The following is a 14,271-nucleotide window of genomic DNA, read 5'->3' on the forward strand; positions in this document are numbered from 1 at the left end:
AGGACCTGGGGCCCTCGCGGGTGAACCTACTAGTACTGCTCCGTCTCGACGTACGCGCTGTCGTCGTCGTCGTAACCGGCACCGGCCACCGCGCTCGGGTCGAACCCGGGCGGGGAGTCCTTGAGCGCCAGCGACATCTCGTGCAGCTTCTGCTTGACCTCTTCGATGGACTTCGCACCGAAGTTACGAATGTCGAGAAGGTCCTGCTCACTGCGGGCGACGAGCTCACCCACGGTGTGGATGCCCTCGCGCTTGAGGCAGTTGTACGACCGGACGGTGAGGTTGAGCTCCTCGATCGGCAGCGCCAGGTCGGCCGCCAGAGCGGCGTCGGTCGGCGACGGGCCGATGTCGATGCCCTCGGCCTCGACGTTGAGCTCGCGGGCCAGGCCGAACAGCTCGACGAGGGTCTTACCGGCCGAGGCCACCGCGTCGCGGGGCTTCATGGCCGGCTTGGTCTCGACGTCGAGGATGAGCCGGTCGAAGTCGGTGCGCTGCTCGACTCGGGTCGCCTCGACCTTGTACGTGACCTTCAGCACCGGGGAGTAGATCGAGTCGATCGGAATGCGACCGATCTCCTGGCCGGGCTGCTTGTTCTGGGCGGCGGAGACGTAGCCGCGACCGCGCTCGACGGTCAGCTCCATCTCCAGCTTCGCCTTGCCGTTGAGCGTGGCGATGCGCAGCTCGGGGTTGTGCACCTCGACACCGGCCGGAGGTGCGATGTCGGCGGCGGTGACCTCACCCGGGCCCTGCTTGCGGAGGTACATCACGACCGGCTCGTCGTGCTCGGACGAGACGACCAGTTCCTTGAGGTTGAGGATGATGTCGGTGACATCCTCCTTGACCCCCGGAACGGTCGAGAACTCGTGCAGCACGCCCTCGATCCGGATGCTCGTCACGGCCGCGCCCGGAATGGACGACAGCAGCGTGCGGCGGAGCGAGTTGCCGATGGTGTAGCCGAAGCCCGGCTCCAGCGGCTCGATGACGAACCGGGACCGGGTGTCGTCGATCGACTCCTCGAGAAGAGTCGGGCGCTGAGCGATCAGCATCTGTGGGATCTCCCCTTTTCGTGTGGCGCCCGCTATATGACGCCACTCCGATGAACAACCCTGGCCCGCGTACGGTCTCCCGCACGCGAACCAGCAGGCGAGTGACTACTTCGAGTAGTACTCGACGATGAGCTGCTCCTGGACCTGGGTGTCGATCTGCTGGCGAACCGGCAGCTGGTGAACCAGGACACGGAGCTTCTCGGGCACGACGCCGAGCCAGGCCGGGACCGTGCGGTCGCCGGCGGTGGCGCGGGCCACCTCGTAGGGCAGCAGGTTGCGCTTGGTCTCACGGACCTCGATGATGTCGTGCTCGCGCACGCGGTACGAGGGAATGTCGACCTTCTTGCCGTTCACGGTGATGTGACCGTGACGGACCTGCTGGCGAGCGGCGTCACGCGACTGGGCGAACCCGGCGCGGTAGACGACGTTGTCGAGGCGGCTCTCCAGGATCTGGAGGAGAACCTCACCCGACTTGCCGCTCTTGCCCGCGGCTTCCTCGTAGTAGTTGCGGAACTGCTTCTCGAGGACGCCGTAGATGCGACGGGTCTTCTGCTTCTCGCGAAGCTGAAGCTGGTACTCGGACTCCTTGGGACGTCCGCGGCCGTGCTCACCCGGCGGGTAAGGACGGATCTCGATGGGGCACTTGGCGGACTCGCACTTGCTGCCCTTGAGGAAGAGCTTGGTCTTCTCGCGACGGCAGAGCTTGCAGTCCGCGCCCGTGTAACGAGCCATTTCTCAATATCTCCTGGAATCAGACGCGGCGGCGCTTCGGCGGACGGCAGCCGTTGTGCGGAACCGGCGTGACGTCCTGGATCGAACCGACCTCGAGGCCGGTGGCCTGGAGGGAGCGGATCGCGGTCTCACGGCCGGAGCCGGGGCCCTTGACGAAGACGTCGACCTTGCGCATGCCGTGCTCCATGGCCCGGCGGGCGGCGTTCTCGGCGGCCATCTGAGCGGCGAACGGGGTGGACTTACGGGAGCCCTTGAAACCCACGTGGCCGGCGCTGGCCCAGGAGATCACGTTCCCGTTCGGGTCGGTGATCGAGACGATCGTGTTGTTGAACGTGCTCTTGATGTGGGCGTGCCCGTGAGCGACGTTCTTCTTTTCCTTGCGGCGCACCTTCTTCGGCGCACCCTGACGGCTCTTAGGAGGCATCCTTTGCCTTCACTCCTGAGGTCTTCGGTCCTGCGGCTGCTCGGACTACTACTTCTTACCGGGCTTCTTCTTGCCGGCCACGGTCTTCTTCTTGCCCTTGCGGGTGCGCGCGTTGGTCTGGGTGCGCTGGCCGTGGACGGGCAGGCCCTTGCGGTGCCGGATGCCCTGGTAGCAACCGATCTCGATCTTGCGACGAATGTCGGCCTGGACCTCGCGGCGCAGGTCACCCTCGATCTTGAAGTTCGCCTCGATGTAGTCACGCATCGGAACGAGCTCGGTGTCGGAGAGCTGGTGCACGCGAAGGTCGCCGCTGACACCGGTGGCCTGGAGGATCTCCTGGGCGCGGGTGCGGCCGATTCCGTAGATGTAGGTAAGAGCGATCTCCAGCCGCTTTTCGCGGGGGAGGTCGACGCCAACCAGGCGAGCCATGGTCGGGCATTCTCCTTCGTTGTGGCGGAGGTCTTGCGCCTCACGACCCCTCCCCATGCCCGGGGTGAGGGCCCCGGCCTCCGACCGGGGGTCTTCTGAACGGTTCGGCTCGCACCGCCTGCTCAGATGTGACGCGCTATTGCTGGCTCAGGCTCCTCATGCGTCGAGCCCGCTCCCGTCTGGGGCGGACTCGGAGAAGCCTTGCGGCGACTAACCCTGACGCTGCTTGTGGCGCAGGTTGTCGCAGATCACCATGACGCGACCGTGCCGGCGAATCACCTTGCACTTGTCGCAGATCTTCTTAACGCTCGGCTTTACCTTCATTGTCCTTCGTGTTCCTCAGACGCTCTTACTTGTATCGGTAGACGATCCGCCCACGACTCAGGTCATAGGGGCTCAGTTCCACGACTACCCGGTCGTCGGGCAGGATCCGGATGTAGTGCATCCGCATCCGTCCGCTGATGTGGGCCAGGACCTTATGGCCGTTGTCGAGCTGCACCCGGAACATGGCGTTCGGGAGCGACTCAACCACAGTGCCCTCGATCTCGATGGCGCCGTCTTTCTTGGCCAAAATCCCTCGCGTTTCACTGATCGGTCGTCTGAGGCTCCGGTTCACTAAGCAGCCGCGACCTCACGCTTCGAAGAGAGCGGCGATCGGCAAAGACCGCCGACGCGTGATGAGTCATAGTGAGCCGACTAAGGAGTGTACGACACCTGAGCCAAGAACGCGAAACGCGTGCCAGGTGTCCTGACACAACCACGGATCAGTTTACCCCAAGGCTCCGTACACGTAAGCCATTCGCCGGGTCTCCATACGGTTCGGCCCCGCACGCGTAAGGCCCACCGGGGGAACCGGCGGGCCTTGTCAGATCGACGACCTGAGGAATGCGACCTGGGAGATCTAGTAGATGCGGTGCGACGGACCGCAGTACTTGGAGGGGCTGCCCCAGCAGGTGTAGGTGTAGACCTTCTTGACGCCGCCGCGGGCCCAGGTCTCGCTGTGCGACCCGTTCCACTTCCGGTAGAACTTGTGCCAGCTGCCGTTCGAGTAGTACTTGAACCAGACGTAGCCGTGCTTACTCGTCGACTCCTTGCCGTACCACTTCGTGTAGACCTTGCCGTTCGACTTCCAGGTGTGGCCGTAGTTGTAGGCCTTGTGGTTCGAGGAGTAGTACTTGCCCCACTTGTGGACCGGAGCCGTCTGCGCGGAGGCGGGGGCGGCGACGGTCGCCGTGGCGGTGGCGGCCTGGGCGGGAGCGGCGAGGGACAGTCCGGCGGCGATCGAACCGGCGAGGGCTGCGGCCGCAAGGATCTTGCGCATGTGGTTCCTCCAGTGAGTCGGTGCTTCTCGACACCCCTCACGTTAGGAAGGTCCGCAGCTCCGATCTGTGGACGAATGCACACAATGCACTAGTGCACAGTTCACTGCTTCCGCGAGCTTCCACCGCTCCCGAAAATGCTGCTCACCAGCAGCACCGCCCCCCACGGACCCATCACCCACAGCGGCCAGGGATAGATCAGATTCCCCGATGTGACGCTGACGATCAGCCAGATCACCCAGTTGATCGAGCTGGCCATGGCCCACGCGCCCCAGGCGGCCTTCATCCCCGAGTGCATCTCCGGCTTCGTCGCGGGACTGGCCGGCACCTTGGCCACCTGACGATGGCGCAGATCGACGTCGGGAAGATCGGCGGTCAGATGGGCCAGCTCACCGTACGTCTTGCTCTTGTAGAGCTGCTCCAGCCGTTCGTGGAACTCGTCCATCGTGATGCGGCCCTGAGCGGTGTGCTCACGGAGTACGGCCGCCACCCGGTCGCGGTCGACGTCGGAGGCACGCATCTCGGGGGTCTGTGCCATACCCACACTCCAGGCTAGTTCTACAGCTGCGCCAAGCGCTCTTTGCCCCCATCGAGGGCGGTTAGCACCCAAGGACCATTATGTGTCACCGCGACGCTGTGCTCGAAGTGCGCGGAGGGCTTCCCGTCCATCGTCACGACGGTCCAGTCGTCGGCGAGCACGCGGGTCCGGTCGGTGCCGAGGTTGACCATGGGCTCGATGGCCAGGCACATGCCCGCCTCCAGCACCGGGCCCTTGCCGGGCTTGCCGTGGTTGGCGATCCACGGGTCCATGTGCATCTCGGTGCCGATGCCGTGGCCGCCGTACTCCTGCGGGATGCCGAACCTGCGGCCCTGCGACCTGACGAACTTCTCGATCTCGTGACCGATGTCCGAGAGCCGGCGGCCCACCTCCAGCGCCGCGATGCCCCGCCACATCGACTCCTCGGTGACCCGCATCAGCTCCGTGAGCTCGGGATCGACCTCGCCGACGCCTACCGTGACGGCGGAGTCGCCGTGCCAGCCGTCGAGGATCGCGCCGCAGTCGATCGAGATGAGATCGCCTTCACGCAGCTTGCGGACGTTGGTCGGGATGCCGTGCACCACCTCGTCGTTGACCGAGGCGCAGATCGTCGCGGGAAAACCCTGGTAGCCCTTGAAGGAGGGGATCGCGCCCTCGTCCCTGATCGCCTTCTCGGCGATGACGTCGAGGTCGAGCGGCGTCATGCCCGGCTCGACCGAGCGCCTGAGCAACTCCAGCGTGCGCCCGACGACCAGACCGGCCGCGCGCATCTTCTCGAGCTGCTCGGCCGACTTGATCTGTATTCCATGTCTGTTCTTCTTGAACACGTTCGGCGAACCCCCAGGGTGTCAACGGGCAGAGGCGGGAGTCTAATTCCCCCACAATAGCCGCGAGGTGGCACGGAATACCGTGCCACCTCCGCAGTCGGTCATCGGAGCTATCCCATGAACGGGCGAATCGCCTCCATGGCTCGCTGAGTGACCTCCTCGACCGGACCCGTCGCGTCGACACCGACGAGGATGCCCTCGTCGGCGTAGTAGGCGATGAGCGGTGACGTCTGCTCCTGATAGACCTCCAGGCGGTGCCTGACGGTGTCTTCCTTGTCATCGTCACGCTGGAACAGGGTGCCACCGCAGGCGTCACACCTGTCGTCCTGCTTGTCGTCGAACTCCACATGCCAGATGCGGCCACACTGGCTGCACGTGCGCCGCCCAGCCAGCCGCCTGACGACCTCGTCGTCGTCGACGACCAGCTCCAGCACCAGGTCGAGCGCCTGGCCCCAGTCTTTGAGCATGTCGCGCAGGATCTCGGCCTGTGCCACGTTGCGCGGAAAGCCGTCGAGCAGAAACCCGTCCTGCGCGTCGTCCTCCGAGAGGCGATCACGGACCATGGCGATGGTGACCTTGTCGGGCACCAGGTCACCGCGGTCCATGTAGGTCTTGGCGAGCTTGCCGAGATCCGTGCCGCCGGAGACATTGGCACGGAAGATGTCACCTGTCGAGATCTTCGGGATGGACAGGTTAGATGCGATGTACTGGGCCTGCGTCCCTTTTCCCGCTCCGGGGGGCCCTACCAGAACGAGACGCACTACCGCAGGAAGCCTTCGTAGTTACGCTGCTGAAGCTGACTCTCGATCTGCTTGACCGTGTCCAGGCCGACACCAACCATGATCAGAATGCTCGTCCCTCCGAACGGGAAGTTCTGGCTAGCTCCGGCCACCGCGAGCGCGACGATCGGGACCATGGAGATCAGACCCAGATAGAGCGCGCCGGGCGCGGTCAGACGGTTGAGCACGAAGCCCAGGTATTCAGCCGTCGGCCGGCCCGGGCGGATGCCCGGAATGAACCCACCGTACTTCTTCATGTTGTCCGCGACTTCAGTGGGGTTGAAAGTGATGGACACGTAGAAGTAAGTGAAGAAGACGATCAGGAGGAAGAAGGTGGCCATGTAGATGGGGGTGTCGCCCGTGGCCAGGTTCGCCGAGATCCACTGCACGACGGCGTTGGGGTTCTCGGCGTTGGCGAACAGCGAGGTCACCAACTGCGGCAGGTAGAGCAGGGAGGAGGCGAAGATGACCGGGATGATGCCGGCCTGGTTGACCTTCAGCGGGATGTACGTGGACGTGCCGCCGTACATCCGGCGCCCGACCATCCGCTTGGCGTACTGCACCGGAATGCGGCGCTGAGCCTGCTCGACGAAGACCACAGCGGCGATCATGAAGATGCCGACCACGAGGACGACGGCGAAGGTGAACTTGTTCGCCTGGAAGATGTTGGCGAGCTCGGACGGGAAGACCGAGACGACAGAGGTGAAGATCAGGATGGACATGCCGTTGCCGACCCCGCGGTCGGTGATCAGCTCGCCCAGCCACATGATCACAGAGGTGCCGGCGGTCATGATGATGACCATCGTGACGACCGAGAAGATGTCGTCAGGCGCGATCAGCACGTTCTGCTGACAGTTGGGGAAAAGCTGGCCCGAACGCGCCAGCGCGATGAAAGCCGTCGACTGCAGGACACCGAGACCAATGGTCAGATAACGCGTGTACTGCGTGATCTTGGTCTGACCGGACTGCCCTTCCTTCTTGAGCGCCTCAAGACGGGGAATCACGACGACGAGTAGCTGGAGAATGATGCTCGCGGTGATGTACGGCATGATGCCGAGCGCGAACACCGAAAGCTTCAGGAGGGCGCCGCCGCTGAACAGCTGCACCATCCCGTAGATGTTGCCGGTGTCGCCAGTGCGGGCCTGATCGAAACAGGCCGCCAGATTCTCGACGTGAACGCCGGGAGTCGGCAGAACCGAGCCAAGACGGAACAGCGCGATGATGCCCAGGGTGAAGAGCAACTTCTTGCGCAGGTCCGGGGTCCGGAACGCCCGGGTAAACGCGGTCAGCACGGTCCCTCCTGCGCGCCTAAAAGGCGGTGTGAGTATGCGATGTGCGGGGATCTGCGATCTGAAGTCTCAGGTCAACGAGCCGAACAAAGCCAGTCGTCTCGCGAACTCTAACGCACTACGGGCGTGGGAGCCCATTGCCGGAACCCCCACGCCTCGTAATAGCTCTTACAGCTCGGTAACGGAGCCACCGGCTGCGGCGATCTTCTCCTTCGCGGCGGCCGAGAAGGCGTGAGCCTGCACGTTGACCGCGACCGAGATCTCACCCGTGCCGAGCACCTTCACCAGCTGGTTCTTGCGGACGGCACCCTTGGCCACCAGCGTCTCGACGGTGACGTCGCCACCCTCGGGGAAGAGCTCACCGAGCCTGTCCAGGTTGACGACCTGATAGGTCGTCTTGAACAGGGCGTTGGAGAAGCCCTTGAGCTTGGGCAGACGCCTCTGCAGCGGCACCTGGCCACCCTCGAAGCCGAGGGGAACCGTGGTGCGGGCGCGGCTGCCCTTGGTGCCGCGACCGGCGGTCTTGCCCTTGGACGCCTCGCCACGGCCCTTGCGGACCTTGGCCTTGTTGGCGCCCGGAGCCGGACGCAGATCGTGAATCTTGAGCGGAGCCTTGTCAGTCATGACTAGTCGACCTCTTCCACCTCGACGAGGTGCGTCACCACGGAGACCATCCCGCGAATCTCGGGGCGGTCCTCCTTGACGACGACGTCGCCGATTCGCTTCAGGCCAAGCGAACGCAGCGAGTCACGCTGGTTCTGCTTGCCACCGATCTTCGAGCGAACCTGAGTGATCTTCAGGCGTGCCATGACTAGCTCACCGCCTTCGCGGCCGCTGCCTCGGCCATGCCCTCGCGCTGAGCCTTGAGCATGCGAGCCGGAGCCACGTCCTCGATCGGCAGTCCACGGCGAGCCGCGATCTCCTCGGGGCGCGACAGGCCCTTCAGAGCCGCCACGGTGGCGTGCACGATGTTGATCGGGTTGTCGGAGCCGAGCGACTTGGACAGCACGTCATGGATGCCGGCGCACTCCAGCACGGCGCGCACCGGGCCACCGGCGATGACACCGGTACCGGCGGAGGCCGGACGCAGGAAGACGACACCGGCCGCCTCCTCACCCTGCACGGTGTGCGGGATGGTGCCCTGGATCCGAGGCACCTTGAAGAAGTGCTTCTTCGCCTCTTCGACGCCCTTGGCGATGGCCGCGGGCACTTCCTTGGCCTTGCCGTAGCCGACGCCGACCAGGCCGTTGCCGTCACCCACGACGACCAGGGCGGTGAAGCTGAAGCGACGACCACCCTTCACGACCTTGGCCACTCGGTTGATCTTCACTACGCGCTCGATGTACGAGACGCCCTTGTCGGCGGCGCCACCGCGGCGATCGTCACGACGGTCCCGCCGCTCGCCACCGGTGCCGCCACCGCGACGCGGAGCTGCAGCCATCAGTGGTTCCTCATCTCAGTTGCCATCAGTTGTGATCCCCGGGCCCGCATCAGAACTCGAGCCCGCTCTCACGGGCGCTGTCCGCCAGAGCCGCGATGCGGCCGGCGTAGCGGTTGCCGCCGCGGTCGAAGACCACAGCGGTGATCCCGGCTTCCTTGGCCCGCTGAGCGAGGAGCTCGCCGACCTTCTTGGCCTTCTCGGTCTTGTCCGCCTCCAGCGTGCGCAGCGAGGCGTCCATGGTGGACGCGCTCACCAGCGTGTGGCCGACGCTGTCGTCCACGATCTGCACGAACAGGTGACGGGTCGAGCGGTTGACGACCAGGCGCGGACGCTGGGCCGTACCGACGATGTTCTTGCGGACGCGGCGGTGACGACGGGCCCGCGAGACGGTGCGGGCAGCCGTGTGCTTGCCGAACGCAGTCTTCGGAGCCATGCCTACTTACCAGCCTTTCCGACCTTGCGGCGGATCTGTTCGCCCTGGTAACGCACACCCTTGCCCTTGTACGGGTCAGGCTTGCGCAACTTGCGGATATTGGCCGCGACCTCGCCGACCTTCTGCTTGTCGATGCCGTCCACGTGGAACAGCGTCGGCTTCTCGACGCGGAAGGTGACGCCGTCGGGGGCGTCGATGATGACCGGGTGACTGAAGCCCAGTGCGAACTCCAGCTGCGTCGGGCCCTTGGCCTGGACGCGGTAACCGACGCCGACGATCTCAAGGGTCTTGGAGTAACCCTGAGTGACGCCCTGCACCATGTTGGCGATCAACGTACGGGACAGACCGTGCAGCGCGCGGACCTTGTTCTCGTCGTTGGGCCGGGTGACGGCGATCGCGCCGTCGTCATCGCGAGCCACGGTGATGGGCTCGGCGACCGTGTGAGAAAGCGTGCCCTTCGGGCCCTTGACCTGGACATCGCGGCCGTCGATCGTGATGTCTACGCCATTCGGCACAGGGATGGGCAGCCGTCCGATTCGTGACATGCTGTGTTCCTCCCCTCTACCAGACGTAGGCGAGGACTTCCCCGCCCACACCACGCTTGCCGGCCTGCTTGTCGGTCATGAGACCGGCCGAGGTCGAGATGATCGCGACGCCCAGCCCTCCCAGCACTCGAGGCAGGTTGTCCTTCTTCGCATAGACCCGCAGACCGGGCTTGGAGACCCGGCGCAGGCCCGCGAGCGACCGCTCACGGGTCGGGCCGAACTTGAGCTCCACCACGAGGTTCTTGCCAACCTTGGCGTCTTCGACGGTCCAAGCCTGGATGTAACCCTCCTGCTGGAGGATCTCGGCGATGTGCGCCTTGATCTTCGAGTACGGCATCGACACGCTTTCGTGGTACGCCGAATTCGCATTACGCAGACGCGTGAGCATGTCTGCGATGGGGTCGGTCATCGTCATGGCCAGTGGCCTTCCTCGCCGCGGTTTCCAGTCGGCCAAGCGCGATGCTCTGCCGGTGGACCTTCGGCGTGGTCATGGGCACTCTCGTCGAGAGCACCCGGAATCTGATTTCTGAATATGTACGGCTGGCGCACCGTCGGGGACGGCCCTGCGCGAACGCAGCCCGCCCCCAAGGGTAACTACCAGCTGGACTTGGTGATGCCAGGCAGCTCGCCCCGGTGCGCCATTTCGCGGAAGCACACGCGGCAGAGCCCGAACTTCCTGTAGACGGCGCGGGGCCGGCCACAGCGGGTGCACCGGGTGTAGGCCCGGACCTCGAACTTCGGCTTACGCTTCGCCTTGGCGATCAGCGACTTCTTCGCCATGATCAGGCCTCCTTGAAGGGGAACCCGAGGAGCTTCAGCAGCGCCCGGCCCTGTTCGTCGTTCTTCGCGGTGGTCACGACCGTGATGTCCATGCCCCGCGGCCGGTCGACCTTGTCCTGGTCGACCTCGTGGAACATGACCTGCTCGGTCAGTCCGAAGGTGTAGTTGCCGTTGCCGTCGAACTGCTTGGGCGACAGACCGCGGAAGTCCCTGATGCGGGGCAGAGCCAGCGACAGCAGCCTGTCGAGGAACTCCCACATCCGGTCGCCGCGAAGCGTGACGTGCGCGCCGATCGGCATGCCCTCGCGCAGCTTGAACTGCGCGATGGACTTGCGGGCCCGGACGACGGCCGGCTTCTGGCCGGTGATCACCGTGAGGTCGCGGACAGCGCCCTCGATGAGCTTCGAGTCGCGAGCCGCCTCGCCGACACCCATGTTGACCTTGATCTTCACCAGGCCGGGGATCTGCATGACGTTCTCGATGCCGAAGTCCTCGCGAAGCTGGGCCGCGATCTCCTCGCGGTACTTCGTCTTGAGGCGCGGCGTCGGACGCTCGGTCTCAGTGGTCGTGGCAGTCATCAGCTGTCCTCACCCGTCTCGTCGGCCTTGTCGGCCTTCTTGTCGGCGGGCTTGTCGTCCTTGAGCTTCTTCACGTTGCTCACGTGGATGGGAGCCTCCATGGTCTGCACGCCGCCGGTCTTGGCGCCGCGCGGACCCTGGTGGGTCTCCTTGGTGTGCTTCTTGATCATGTTGATGCCCTCGACCACCACGCGGTCCTCGCGCGGGTGAGTCGCGATCACACGACCCTTGGCACCCTTGTCCTTACCGGCGATGACCTGGACGAGGTCACCCTTCTTCACATGCAGCTTCGGCATTACAGCACCTCCGGCGCGAGCGAGATGATGCGCATGAACTTCTTGTCGCGCAGCTCACGGCCCACCGGGCCGAAGATACGGGTACCGCGAGGGTCGCCGCTGTCCTTGATGATGACGGCGGCGTTCTCGTCGAAGCGGATGTAGGAGCCGTCAGGCCGGCGGCGCTCCTTGACCGTGCGGACGATGACGGCCTTGACCACATCGCCCTTCTTGACGCCCGTGCTGCCGGGCAGCGCGTCCTTGACAGTGGCGACGATCACGTCGCCGATACCGGCGTAGCGTCGGCCCGAGCCACCGAGAACACGGATGCAGAGAATCTCCTTGGCACCCGTGTTGTCGGCGACCTTGAGCCGCGACTCCTGCTGGATCACGTTCACTCCTGTTAGTCGCGCCGGTTCTCATCTCTGAGCCTGGCGGAACCTGCTGTTGTCTTGTTCCTCCGGCCACAGCCCCGGAGGGCCGCACCGCAGGCGACGCGAGCCGTCGTGGCCTCGCGTCCTTGGACACCGTCGTGGGGGGTGTCTCCACCCCCCACGAGGCGCGGTATATATCCGAGAAGGCGTTACTTGGCCTTCTCGAGGATCTCGACGACCCGCCACCGCTTGGTGGCGGAGAGCGGACGAGTCTCCATCAGGAGCACGCGGTCGCCCACGCCACAGGCGTTGGCCTCGTCGTGCGCCTTGTACTTGGTCGTACGGCGGATGACCTTGCCGTACAGACGGTGCTTGACGCGGTCCTCGACGGCGACGACGACGGTCTTGTCCATCTTGTCGCTCACGACCAGGCCCTCACGGACCTTGCGGAACTTCCGCGCGTCGTTCGTCTCGGTGATCTCGGTGGTCTCGGTCTCAGCCATCGCTCGTCTCCTTCTCGACCGTGATGATGCCAAGCTCGCGCTCGCGCATCACGGTGTAGATACGGGCGATCTCGCGGCGGACGGCACGCAGCCGCCCGTGGCTCTCCAACTGTCCGGTCGCTGCCTGGAAGCGGAGGTTGAACAGCTCCTCCTTGGCTTCCTTGAGCTTCTGGACCAGGGTGTCCTGGTCCTCCACCCGCAGCTCGCCGGCGGTCAGGCTCTTAGCCATCACGCCTCACCCACTTCACGCTTAACGATCTTGCTGGTCTCATCGGCGCTGCATGGGGAGCTTGTGGTTCGCGCAGCGAACATCAGGCGTCACCAACTTCACGCTTAACGATCTTGCACTTCATGGGGAGCTTGTGGATGGCGCGAGTGAGTGCCTCACGGGCAATCGGCTCGGCGACACCAGAAAGCTCGAACATGACGCGCCCCGGCTTGACGTTGGCGATCCACCACTCGGGCGAACCCTTACCGGAGCCCATGCGGGTCTCGGCCGGCTTCTTGGTCAGCGGGCGGTCGGGGTAGATGTTGATCCACACCTTTCCACCACGCTTGATGTGACGGGTCATCGCAATACGAGCCGACTCGATCTGGCGGTTGGTCACGTAGGAGTGCTCAATCGCCTGAATGCCGAACTCGCCGAACACGACCCTGGTGCCGCCCTTGGCGGCGCCACTGCGGTCGGGCCGGTGCTGCTTGCGGTGCTTGACCCTGCGCGGGATCAGCATGGTCAGCTCCCTTCAGCACCCGGCTGCGCAGCCGGGCCGGTCTCAGGGGCGGCCTGCGCGGCCGCCTCGGTCCTGGGGGCGCGCTCGGTGCGGCCACCGCCACGGCGAGCGCCACCGGCGCCACCGCGACGGGGACGGTCGCCGCCGCCGCCACCCCTACGGTCGTCACGCTCGCGACGCTGGCCGGCACGAGCACCGGCGGCAGCCGCCTCACGCTCGGCGCGGCTCGTCGGAGCCTCACCCTTGTAGATCCACACCTTCACGCCGATGCGGCCGAAGGTGGTGCGGGCCTCGTAGAAGCCGTAGTCGATGTCCGCGCGCAGCGTGTGCAGCGGCACACGACCCTCGCGGTAGAACTCCGACCTCGACATCTCGGCGCCGCCCAGACGACCCGAGCACTGGACCCGGATGCCCTTGGCGCCGCTCTTCATGGCCGACTGCATCGCCTTGCGCATGGCGCGGCGGAACGAGACACGGCTGGAGAGCTGCTCGGCGACACCCTGCGCGACGAGCTGGGCGTCGATCTCGGGGTTCTTCACCTCGAGGATGTTGAGCTGAACCTGCTTCTTGGTCAGCTTCTCCAGGTCGCCGCGAATGCGGTCGGCCTCGGCGCCGCGGCGGCCGATGACGATGCCCGGACGCGCGGTGTGGATGTCGACCTGGACGCGGTCGGTCGTACGCTCGATCTCCACCTTGGAGATGCCGGCCCGCTCCATGCCCTTCTGCAGCATGCGACGGATCGCCACGTCCTCAGCGACGTACGACTTGTACAGCTTGTCGGCGTACCACCGGCTCTTGAAGTCGGTCGTGATGCCGAGGCGGAACCCGTGCGGGTTAACCTTCTGGCCCACTATCGGGTCCTTCCCTTCGGCTCGCGGGACTCCACGATCACGGTGATGTGGCTCGTCCGCTTGTTGATCCGATAGGCACGACCCTGGGCACGCGGACGGAACCGCTTCAGCGTCGGGCCCTCGTCGACCCACGCGCGGCTCACGACGAGCGACTGCGGGTCGAGATCGAAATTGTGCTCTGCGTTCGCCATGGCGCTCGAGAGCACCTTGAAGATCGGCTCGCTCGCCGACTGGGGAGCGAACTGCAGCACGGCCTGCGCCTCCGAAGCGGGCAGCCCGCGAATAAGGTCCACCACGCGGCGGGCCTTCTGGGGCGTGACGCGGACGAACCGCGCCTGAGCCCTGGCTTCCATCGCTTACTCCTCTTACTTCTGAAG

26 protein-coding genes are annotated in these 14,271 nt (G+C 65.2%); all 26 read right to left on the reverse strand.

Annotated features, from left to right (window positions below; all coding sequences use genetic code 11):
• Window positions 1–29: 29 nt before the first annotated feature.
• The 26 genes from IEY82_RS23550 to rplV all read right to left on the reverse strand — a co-directional run bounded on the left by IEY82_RS23550 (window position 30) and on the right by rplV (window position 14,247).
• Window positions 30–1,046: a DNA-directed RNA polymerase subunit alpha gene (locus IEY82_RS23550; protein ID WP_189126373.1), complete on the reverse strand. Its 1,017-nt coding sequence runs from the start codon at window positions 1,044–1,046 to the stop codon at window positions 30–32.
• Between the two features lie 105 nt (window positions 1,047–1,151).
• On the reverse strand, window positions 1,152–1,778 hold the full coding sequence (rpsD, locus tag IEY82_RS23555; protein ID WP_189126374.1) for a 30S ribosomal protein S4: 627 nt from the start codon (window positions 1,776–1,778) through the stop codon (window positions 1,152–1,154).
• A gap of 19 nt (window positions 1,779–1,797) precedes the next feature.
• Window positions 1,798–2,202, reverse strand: coding sequence for a 30S ribosomal protein S11 (gene rpsK / locus IEY82_RS23560; protein WP_020542285.1), 405 nt, complete (start codon window positions 2,200–2,202; stop codon window positions 1,798–1,800).
• A gap of 48 nt (window positions 2,203–2,250) precedes the next feature.
• The gene (gene rpsM / locus IEY82_RS23565; RefSeq protein WP_125644650.1) at window positions 2,251–2,631 is read right to left on the reverse strand and encodes a 30S ribosomal protein S13; all 381 of its coding nucleotides are present in this window, start codon (window positions 2,629–2,631) and stop codon (window positions 2,251–2,253) included.
• 210 nt (window positions 2,632–2,841) lie between these two features.
• On the reverse strand, window positions 2,842–2,955 hold the full coding sequence (rpmJ, locus tag IEY82_RS23570) for a 50S ribosomal protein L36 (protein ID WP_003956441.1): 114 nt from the start codon (window positions 2,953–2,955) through the stop codon (window positions 2,842–2,844).
• Window positions 2,956–2,980: 25 nt separating this feature from the next.
• Complete coding sequence (gene infA, locus IEY82_RS23575) at window positions 2,981–3,202, reverse strand: translation initiation factor IF-1 (protein WP_012887858.1); 222 nt, start codon at window positions 3,200–3,202, stop codon at window positions 2,981–2,983.
• Between the two features lie 330 nt (window positions 3,203–3,532).
• The gene (locus IEY82_RS23580) at window positions 3,533–3,952 is read right to left on the reverse strand and encodes a hypothetical protein (protein WP_189126375.1); all 420 of its coding nucleotides are present in this window, start codon (window positions 3,950–3,952) and stop codon (window positions 3,533–3,535) included.
• A gap of 101 nt (window positions 3,953–4,053) precedes the next feature.
• The gene (locus IEY82_RS23585; RefSeq protein ID WP_189126376.1) at window positions 4,054–4,488 is read right to left on the reverse strand and encodes a DUF1707 SHOCT-like domain-containing protein; all 435 of its coding nucleotides are present in this window, start codon (window positions 4,486–4,488) and stop codon (window positions 4,054–4,056) included.
• A gap of 20 nt (window positions 4,489–4,508) precedes the next feature.
• Window positions 4,509–5,315, reverse strand: a complete 807-nt coding sequence (gene map, locus IEY82_RS23590) for a type I methionyl aminopeptidase (RefSeq protein ID WP_189126377.1) — start codon at window positions 5,313–5,315, stop codon at window positions 4,509–4,511.
• A gap of 110 nt (window positions 5,316–5,425) precedes the next feature.
• Window positions 5,426–6,076, reverse strand: coding sequence for an adenylate kinase (locus IEY82_RS23595; protein ID WP_189126378.1), 651 nt, complete (start codon window positions 6,074–6,076; stop codon window positions 5,426–5,428).
• Complete coding sequence (secY, locus tag IEY82_RS23600; protein ID WP_189126379.1) at window positions 6,076–7,386, reverse strand: preprotein translocase subunit SecY; 1,311 nt, start codon at window positions 7,384–7,386, stop codon at window positions 6,076–6,078. The genes IEY82_RS23595 and secY overlap by 1 nt, the downstream gene beginning before the upstream one ends.
• Window positions 7,387–7,551: 165 nt before the next feature.
• Window positions 7,552–8,007, reverse strand: coding sequence for a 50S ribosomal protein L15 (rplO, locus tag IEY82_RS23605; protein ID WP_189126380.1), 456 nt, complete (start codon window positions 8,005–8,007; stop codon window positions 7,552–7,554).
• 2 nt (window positions 8,008–8,009) lie between these two features.
• Entirely contained in the window at window positions 8,010–8,192 is a 183-nt protein-coding gene (gene rpmD / locus IEY82_RS23610) for a 50S ribosomal protein L30 (RefSeq protein WP_080043226.1), read from the reverse strand.
• A gap of 2 nt (window positions 8,193–8,194) precedes the next feature.
• The gene (gene rpsE, locus IEY82_RS23615; protein WP_189126381.1) at window positions 8,195–8,824 is read right to left on the reverse strand and encodes a 30S ribosomal protein S5; all 630 of its coding nucleotides are present in this window, start codon (window positions 8,822–8,824) and stop codon (window positions 8,195–8,197) included.
• Window positions 8,825–8,873: 49 nt separating this feature from the next.
• Window positions 8,874–9,257: a 50S ribosomal protein L18 gene (gene rplR / locus IEY82_RS23620; RefSeq protein WP_189126382.1), complete on the reverse strand. Its 384-nt coding sequence runs from the start codon at window positions 9,255–9,257 to the stop codon at window positions 8,874–8,876.
• A 2-nt stretch (window positions 9,258–9,259) separates the two neighbouring features.
• Entirely contained in the window at window positions 9,260–9,802 is a 543-nt protein-coding gene (gene rplF / locus IEY82_RS23625; protein ID WP_189126383.1) for a 50S ribosomal protein L6, read from the reverse strand.
• Between the two features lie 16 nt (window positions 9,803–9,818).
• Window positions 9,819–10,217, reverse strand: a complete 399-nt coding sequence (gene rpsH, locus IEY82_RS23630; protein ID WP_106253393.1) for a 30S ribosomal protein S8 — start codon at window positions 10,215–10,217, stop codon at window positions 9,819–9,821.
• A gap of 179 nt (window positions 10,218–10,396) precedes the next feature.
• Window positions 10,397–10,582, reverse strand: a complete 186-nt coding sequence (locus IEY82_RS23635) for a type Z 30S ribosomal protein S14 (protein WP_189126384.1) — start codon at window positions 10,580–10,582, stop codon at window positions 10,397–10,399.
• A gap of 2 nt (window positions 10,583–10,584) precedes the next feature.
• Entirely contained in the window at window positions 10,585–11,160 is a 576-nt protein-coding gene (gene rplE / locus IEY82_RS23640; protein WP_189126385.1) for a 50S ribosomal protein L5, read from the reverse strand.
• Window positions 11,160–11,456: a 50S ribosomal protein L24 gene (rplX, locus tag IEY82_RS23645; RefSeq protein ID WP_189126386.1), complete on the reverse strand. Its 297-nt coding sequence runs from the start codon at window positions 11,454–11,456 to the stop codon at window positions 11,160–11,162. The genes rplE and rplX overlap by 1 nt, the downstream gene beginning before the upstream one ends.
• Window positions 11,456–11,827 (reverse strand): 50S ribosomal protein L14, encoded by a 372-nt coding sequence (gene rplN / locus IEY82_RS23650; protein ID WP_026214151.1) that lies wholly within the window; start codon window positions 11,825–11,827, stop codon window positions 11,456–11,458. The genes rplX and rplN overlap by 1 nt, the downstream gene beginning before the upstream one ends.
• A gap of 191 nt (window positions 11,828–12,018) precedes the next feature.
• Window positions 12,019–12,312, reverse strand: coding sequence for a 30S ribosomal protein S17 (rpsQ, locus tag IEY82_RS23655; protein ID WP_189126387.1), 294 nt, complete (start codon window positions 12,310–12,312; stop codon window positions 12,019–12,021).
• Entirely contained in the window at window positions 12,305–12,541 is a 237-nt protein-coding gene (gene rpmC / locus IEY82_RS23660) for a 50S ribosomal protein L29 (protein WP_189126388.1), read from the reverse strand. Before rpmC ends, rpsQ begins: the two co-directional genes overlap by 8 nt.
• Window positions 12,542–12,623: 82 nt before the next feature.
• Window positions 12,624–13,043 (reverse strand): 50S ribosomal protein L16, encoded by a 420-nt coding sequence (gene rplP / locus IEY82_RS23665; RefSeq protein ID WP_189126389.1) that lies wholly within the window; start codon window positions 13,041–13,043, stop codon window positions 12,624–12,626.
• A 2-nt stretch (window positions 13,044–13,045) separates the two neighbouring features.
• Window positions 13,046–13,894 carry a 30S ribosomal protein S3 gene (gene rpsC / locus IEY82_RS23670; protein WP_189126390.1) on the reverse strand — a complete coding sequence of 283 codons (849 nt, stop codon included), beginning with the start codon at window positions 13,892–13,894 and terminating at the stop codon, window positions 13,046–13,048.
• Window positions 13,894–14,247, reverse strand: coding sequence for a 50S ribosomal protein L22 (gene rplV, locus IEY82_RS23675; protein WP_189126391.1), 354 nt, complete (start codon window positions 14,245–14,247; stop codon window positions 13,894–13,896). The genes rpsC and rplV overlap by 1 nt, the downstream gene beginning before the upstream one ends.
• Between the last annotated feature and the right edge of the window lie 24 nt (window positions 14,248–14,271).

Origin of the sequence: Nonomuraea cavernae, from assembly GCF_014646355.1 — a bacterium.
Classification (GTDB): Bacteria; Actinomycetota; Actinomycetes; order Streptosporangiales; family Streptosporangiaceae; genus Nonomuraea; species Nonomuraea cavernae.

What these genes read in the sequence shown, in the direction of transcription:
- IEY82_RS23550 (WP_189126373.1), bottom strand. Translation starts at nt 1,046, where the DNA reads ATGCTGATCGCTCAGCGCCCGACTCTTCTCGAGGAGTCGATCGACGAC.
- rpsD (WP_189126374.1), bottom strand. Translation starts at nt 1,778, where the DNA reads ATGGCTCGTTACACGGGCGCGGACTGCAAGCTCTGCCGTCGCGAGAAG.
- rpsK (WP_020542285.1), bottom strand. Translation starts at nt 2,202, where the DNA reads ATGCCTCCTAAGAGCCGTCAGGGTGCGCCGAAGAAGGTGCGCCGCAAG.
- rpsM (WP_125644650.1), bottom strand. Translation starts at nt 2,631, where the DNA reads ATGGCTCGCCTGGTTGGCGTCGACCTCCCCCGCGAAAAGCGGCTGGAG.
- rpmJ (WP_003956441.1), bottom strand. Translation starts at nt 2,955, where the DNA reads ATGAAGGTAAAGCCGAGCGTTAAGAAGATCTGCGACAAGTGCAAGGTG.
- IEY82_RS23580 (WP_189126375.1), bottom strand. Translation starts at nt 3,952, where the DNA reads ATGCGCAAGATCCTTGCGGCCGCAGCCCTCGCCGGTTCGATCGCCGCC.
- IEY82_RS23585 (WP_189126376.1), bottom strand. Translation starts at nt 4,488, where the DNA reads ATGGCACAGACCCCCGAGATGCGTGCCTCCGACGTCGACCGCGACCGG.
- rplO (WP_189126380.1), bottom strand. Translation starts at nt 8,007, where the DNA reads ATGACTGACAAGGCTCCGCTCAAGATTCACGATCTGCGTCCGGCTCCG.
- rpmD (WP_080043226.1), bottom strand. Translation starts at nt 8,192, where the DNA reads ATGGCACGCCTGAAGATCACTCAGGTTCGCTCGAAGATCGGTGGCAAG.
- rpsE (WP_189126381.1), bottom strand. Translation starts at nt 8,824, where the DNA reads ATGGCTGCAGCTCCGCGTCGCGGTGGCGGCACCGGTGGCGAGCGGCGG.
- rplR (WP_189126382.1), bottom strand. Translation starts at nt 9,257, where the DNA reads ATGGCTCCGAAGACTGCGTTCGGCAAGCACACGGCTGCCCGCACCGTC.
- rplF (WP_189126383.1), bottom strand. Translation starts at nt 9,802, where the DNA reads ATGTCACGAATCGGACGGCTGCCCATCCCTGTGCCGAATGGCGTAGAC.
- rpsH (WP_106253393.1), bottom strand. Translation starts at nt 10,217, where the DNA reads ATGACGATGACCGACCCCATCGCAGACATGCTCACGCGTCTGCGTAAT.
- IEY82_RS23635 (WP_189126384.1), bottom strand. Translation starts at nt 10,582, where the DNA reads ATGGCGAAGAAGTCGCTGATCGCCAAGGCGAAGCGTAAGCCGAAGTTC.
- rplE (WP_189126385.1), bottom strand. Translation starts at nt 11,160, where the DNA reads ATGACTGCCACGACCACTGAGACCGAGCGTCCGACGCCGCGCCTCAAG.
- rplX (WP_189126386.1), bottom strand. Translation starts at nt 11,456, where the DNA reads ATGCCGAAGCTGCATGTGAAGAAGGGTGACCTCGTCCAGGTCATCGCC.
- rpsQ (WP_189126387.1), bottom strand. Translation starts at nt 12,312, where the DNA reads ATGGCTGAGACCGAGACCACCGAGATCACCGAGACGAACGACGCGCGG.
- rpmC (WP_189126388.1), bottom strand. Translation starts at nt 12,541, where the DNA reads ATGGCTAAGAGCCTGACCGCCGGCGAGCTGCGGGTGGAGGACCAGGAC.
- rplP (WP_189126389.1), bottom strand. Translation starts at nt 13,043, where the DNA reads ATGCTGATCCCGCGCAGGGTCAAGCACCGCAAGCAGCACCGGCCCGAC.
- rplV (WP_189126391.1), bottom strand. Translation starts at nt 14,247, where the DNA reads ATGGAAGCCAGGGCTCAGGCGCGGTTCGTCCGCGTCACGCCCCAGAAG.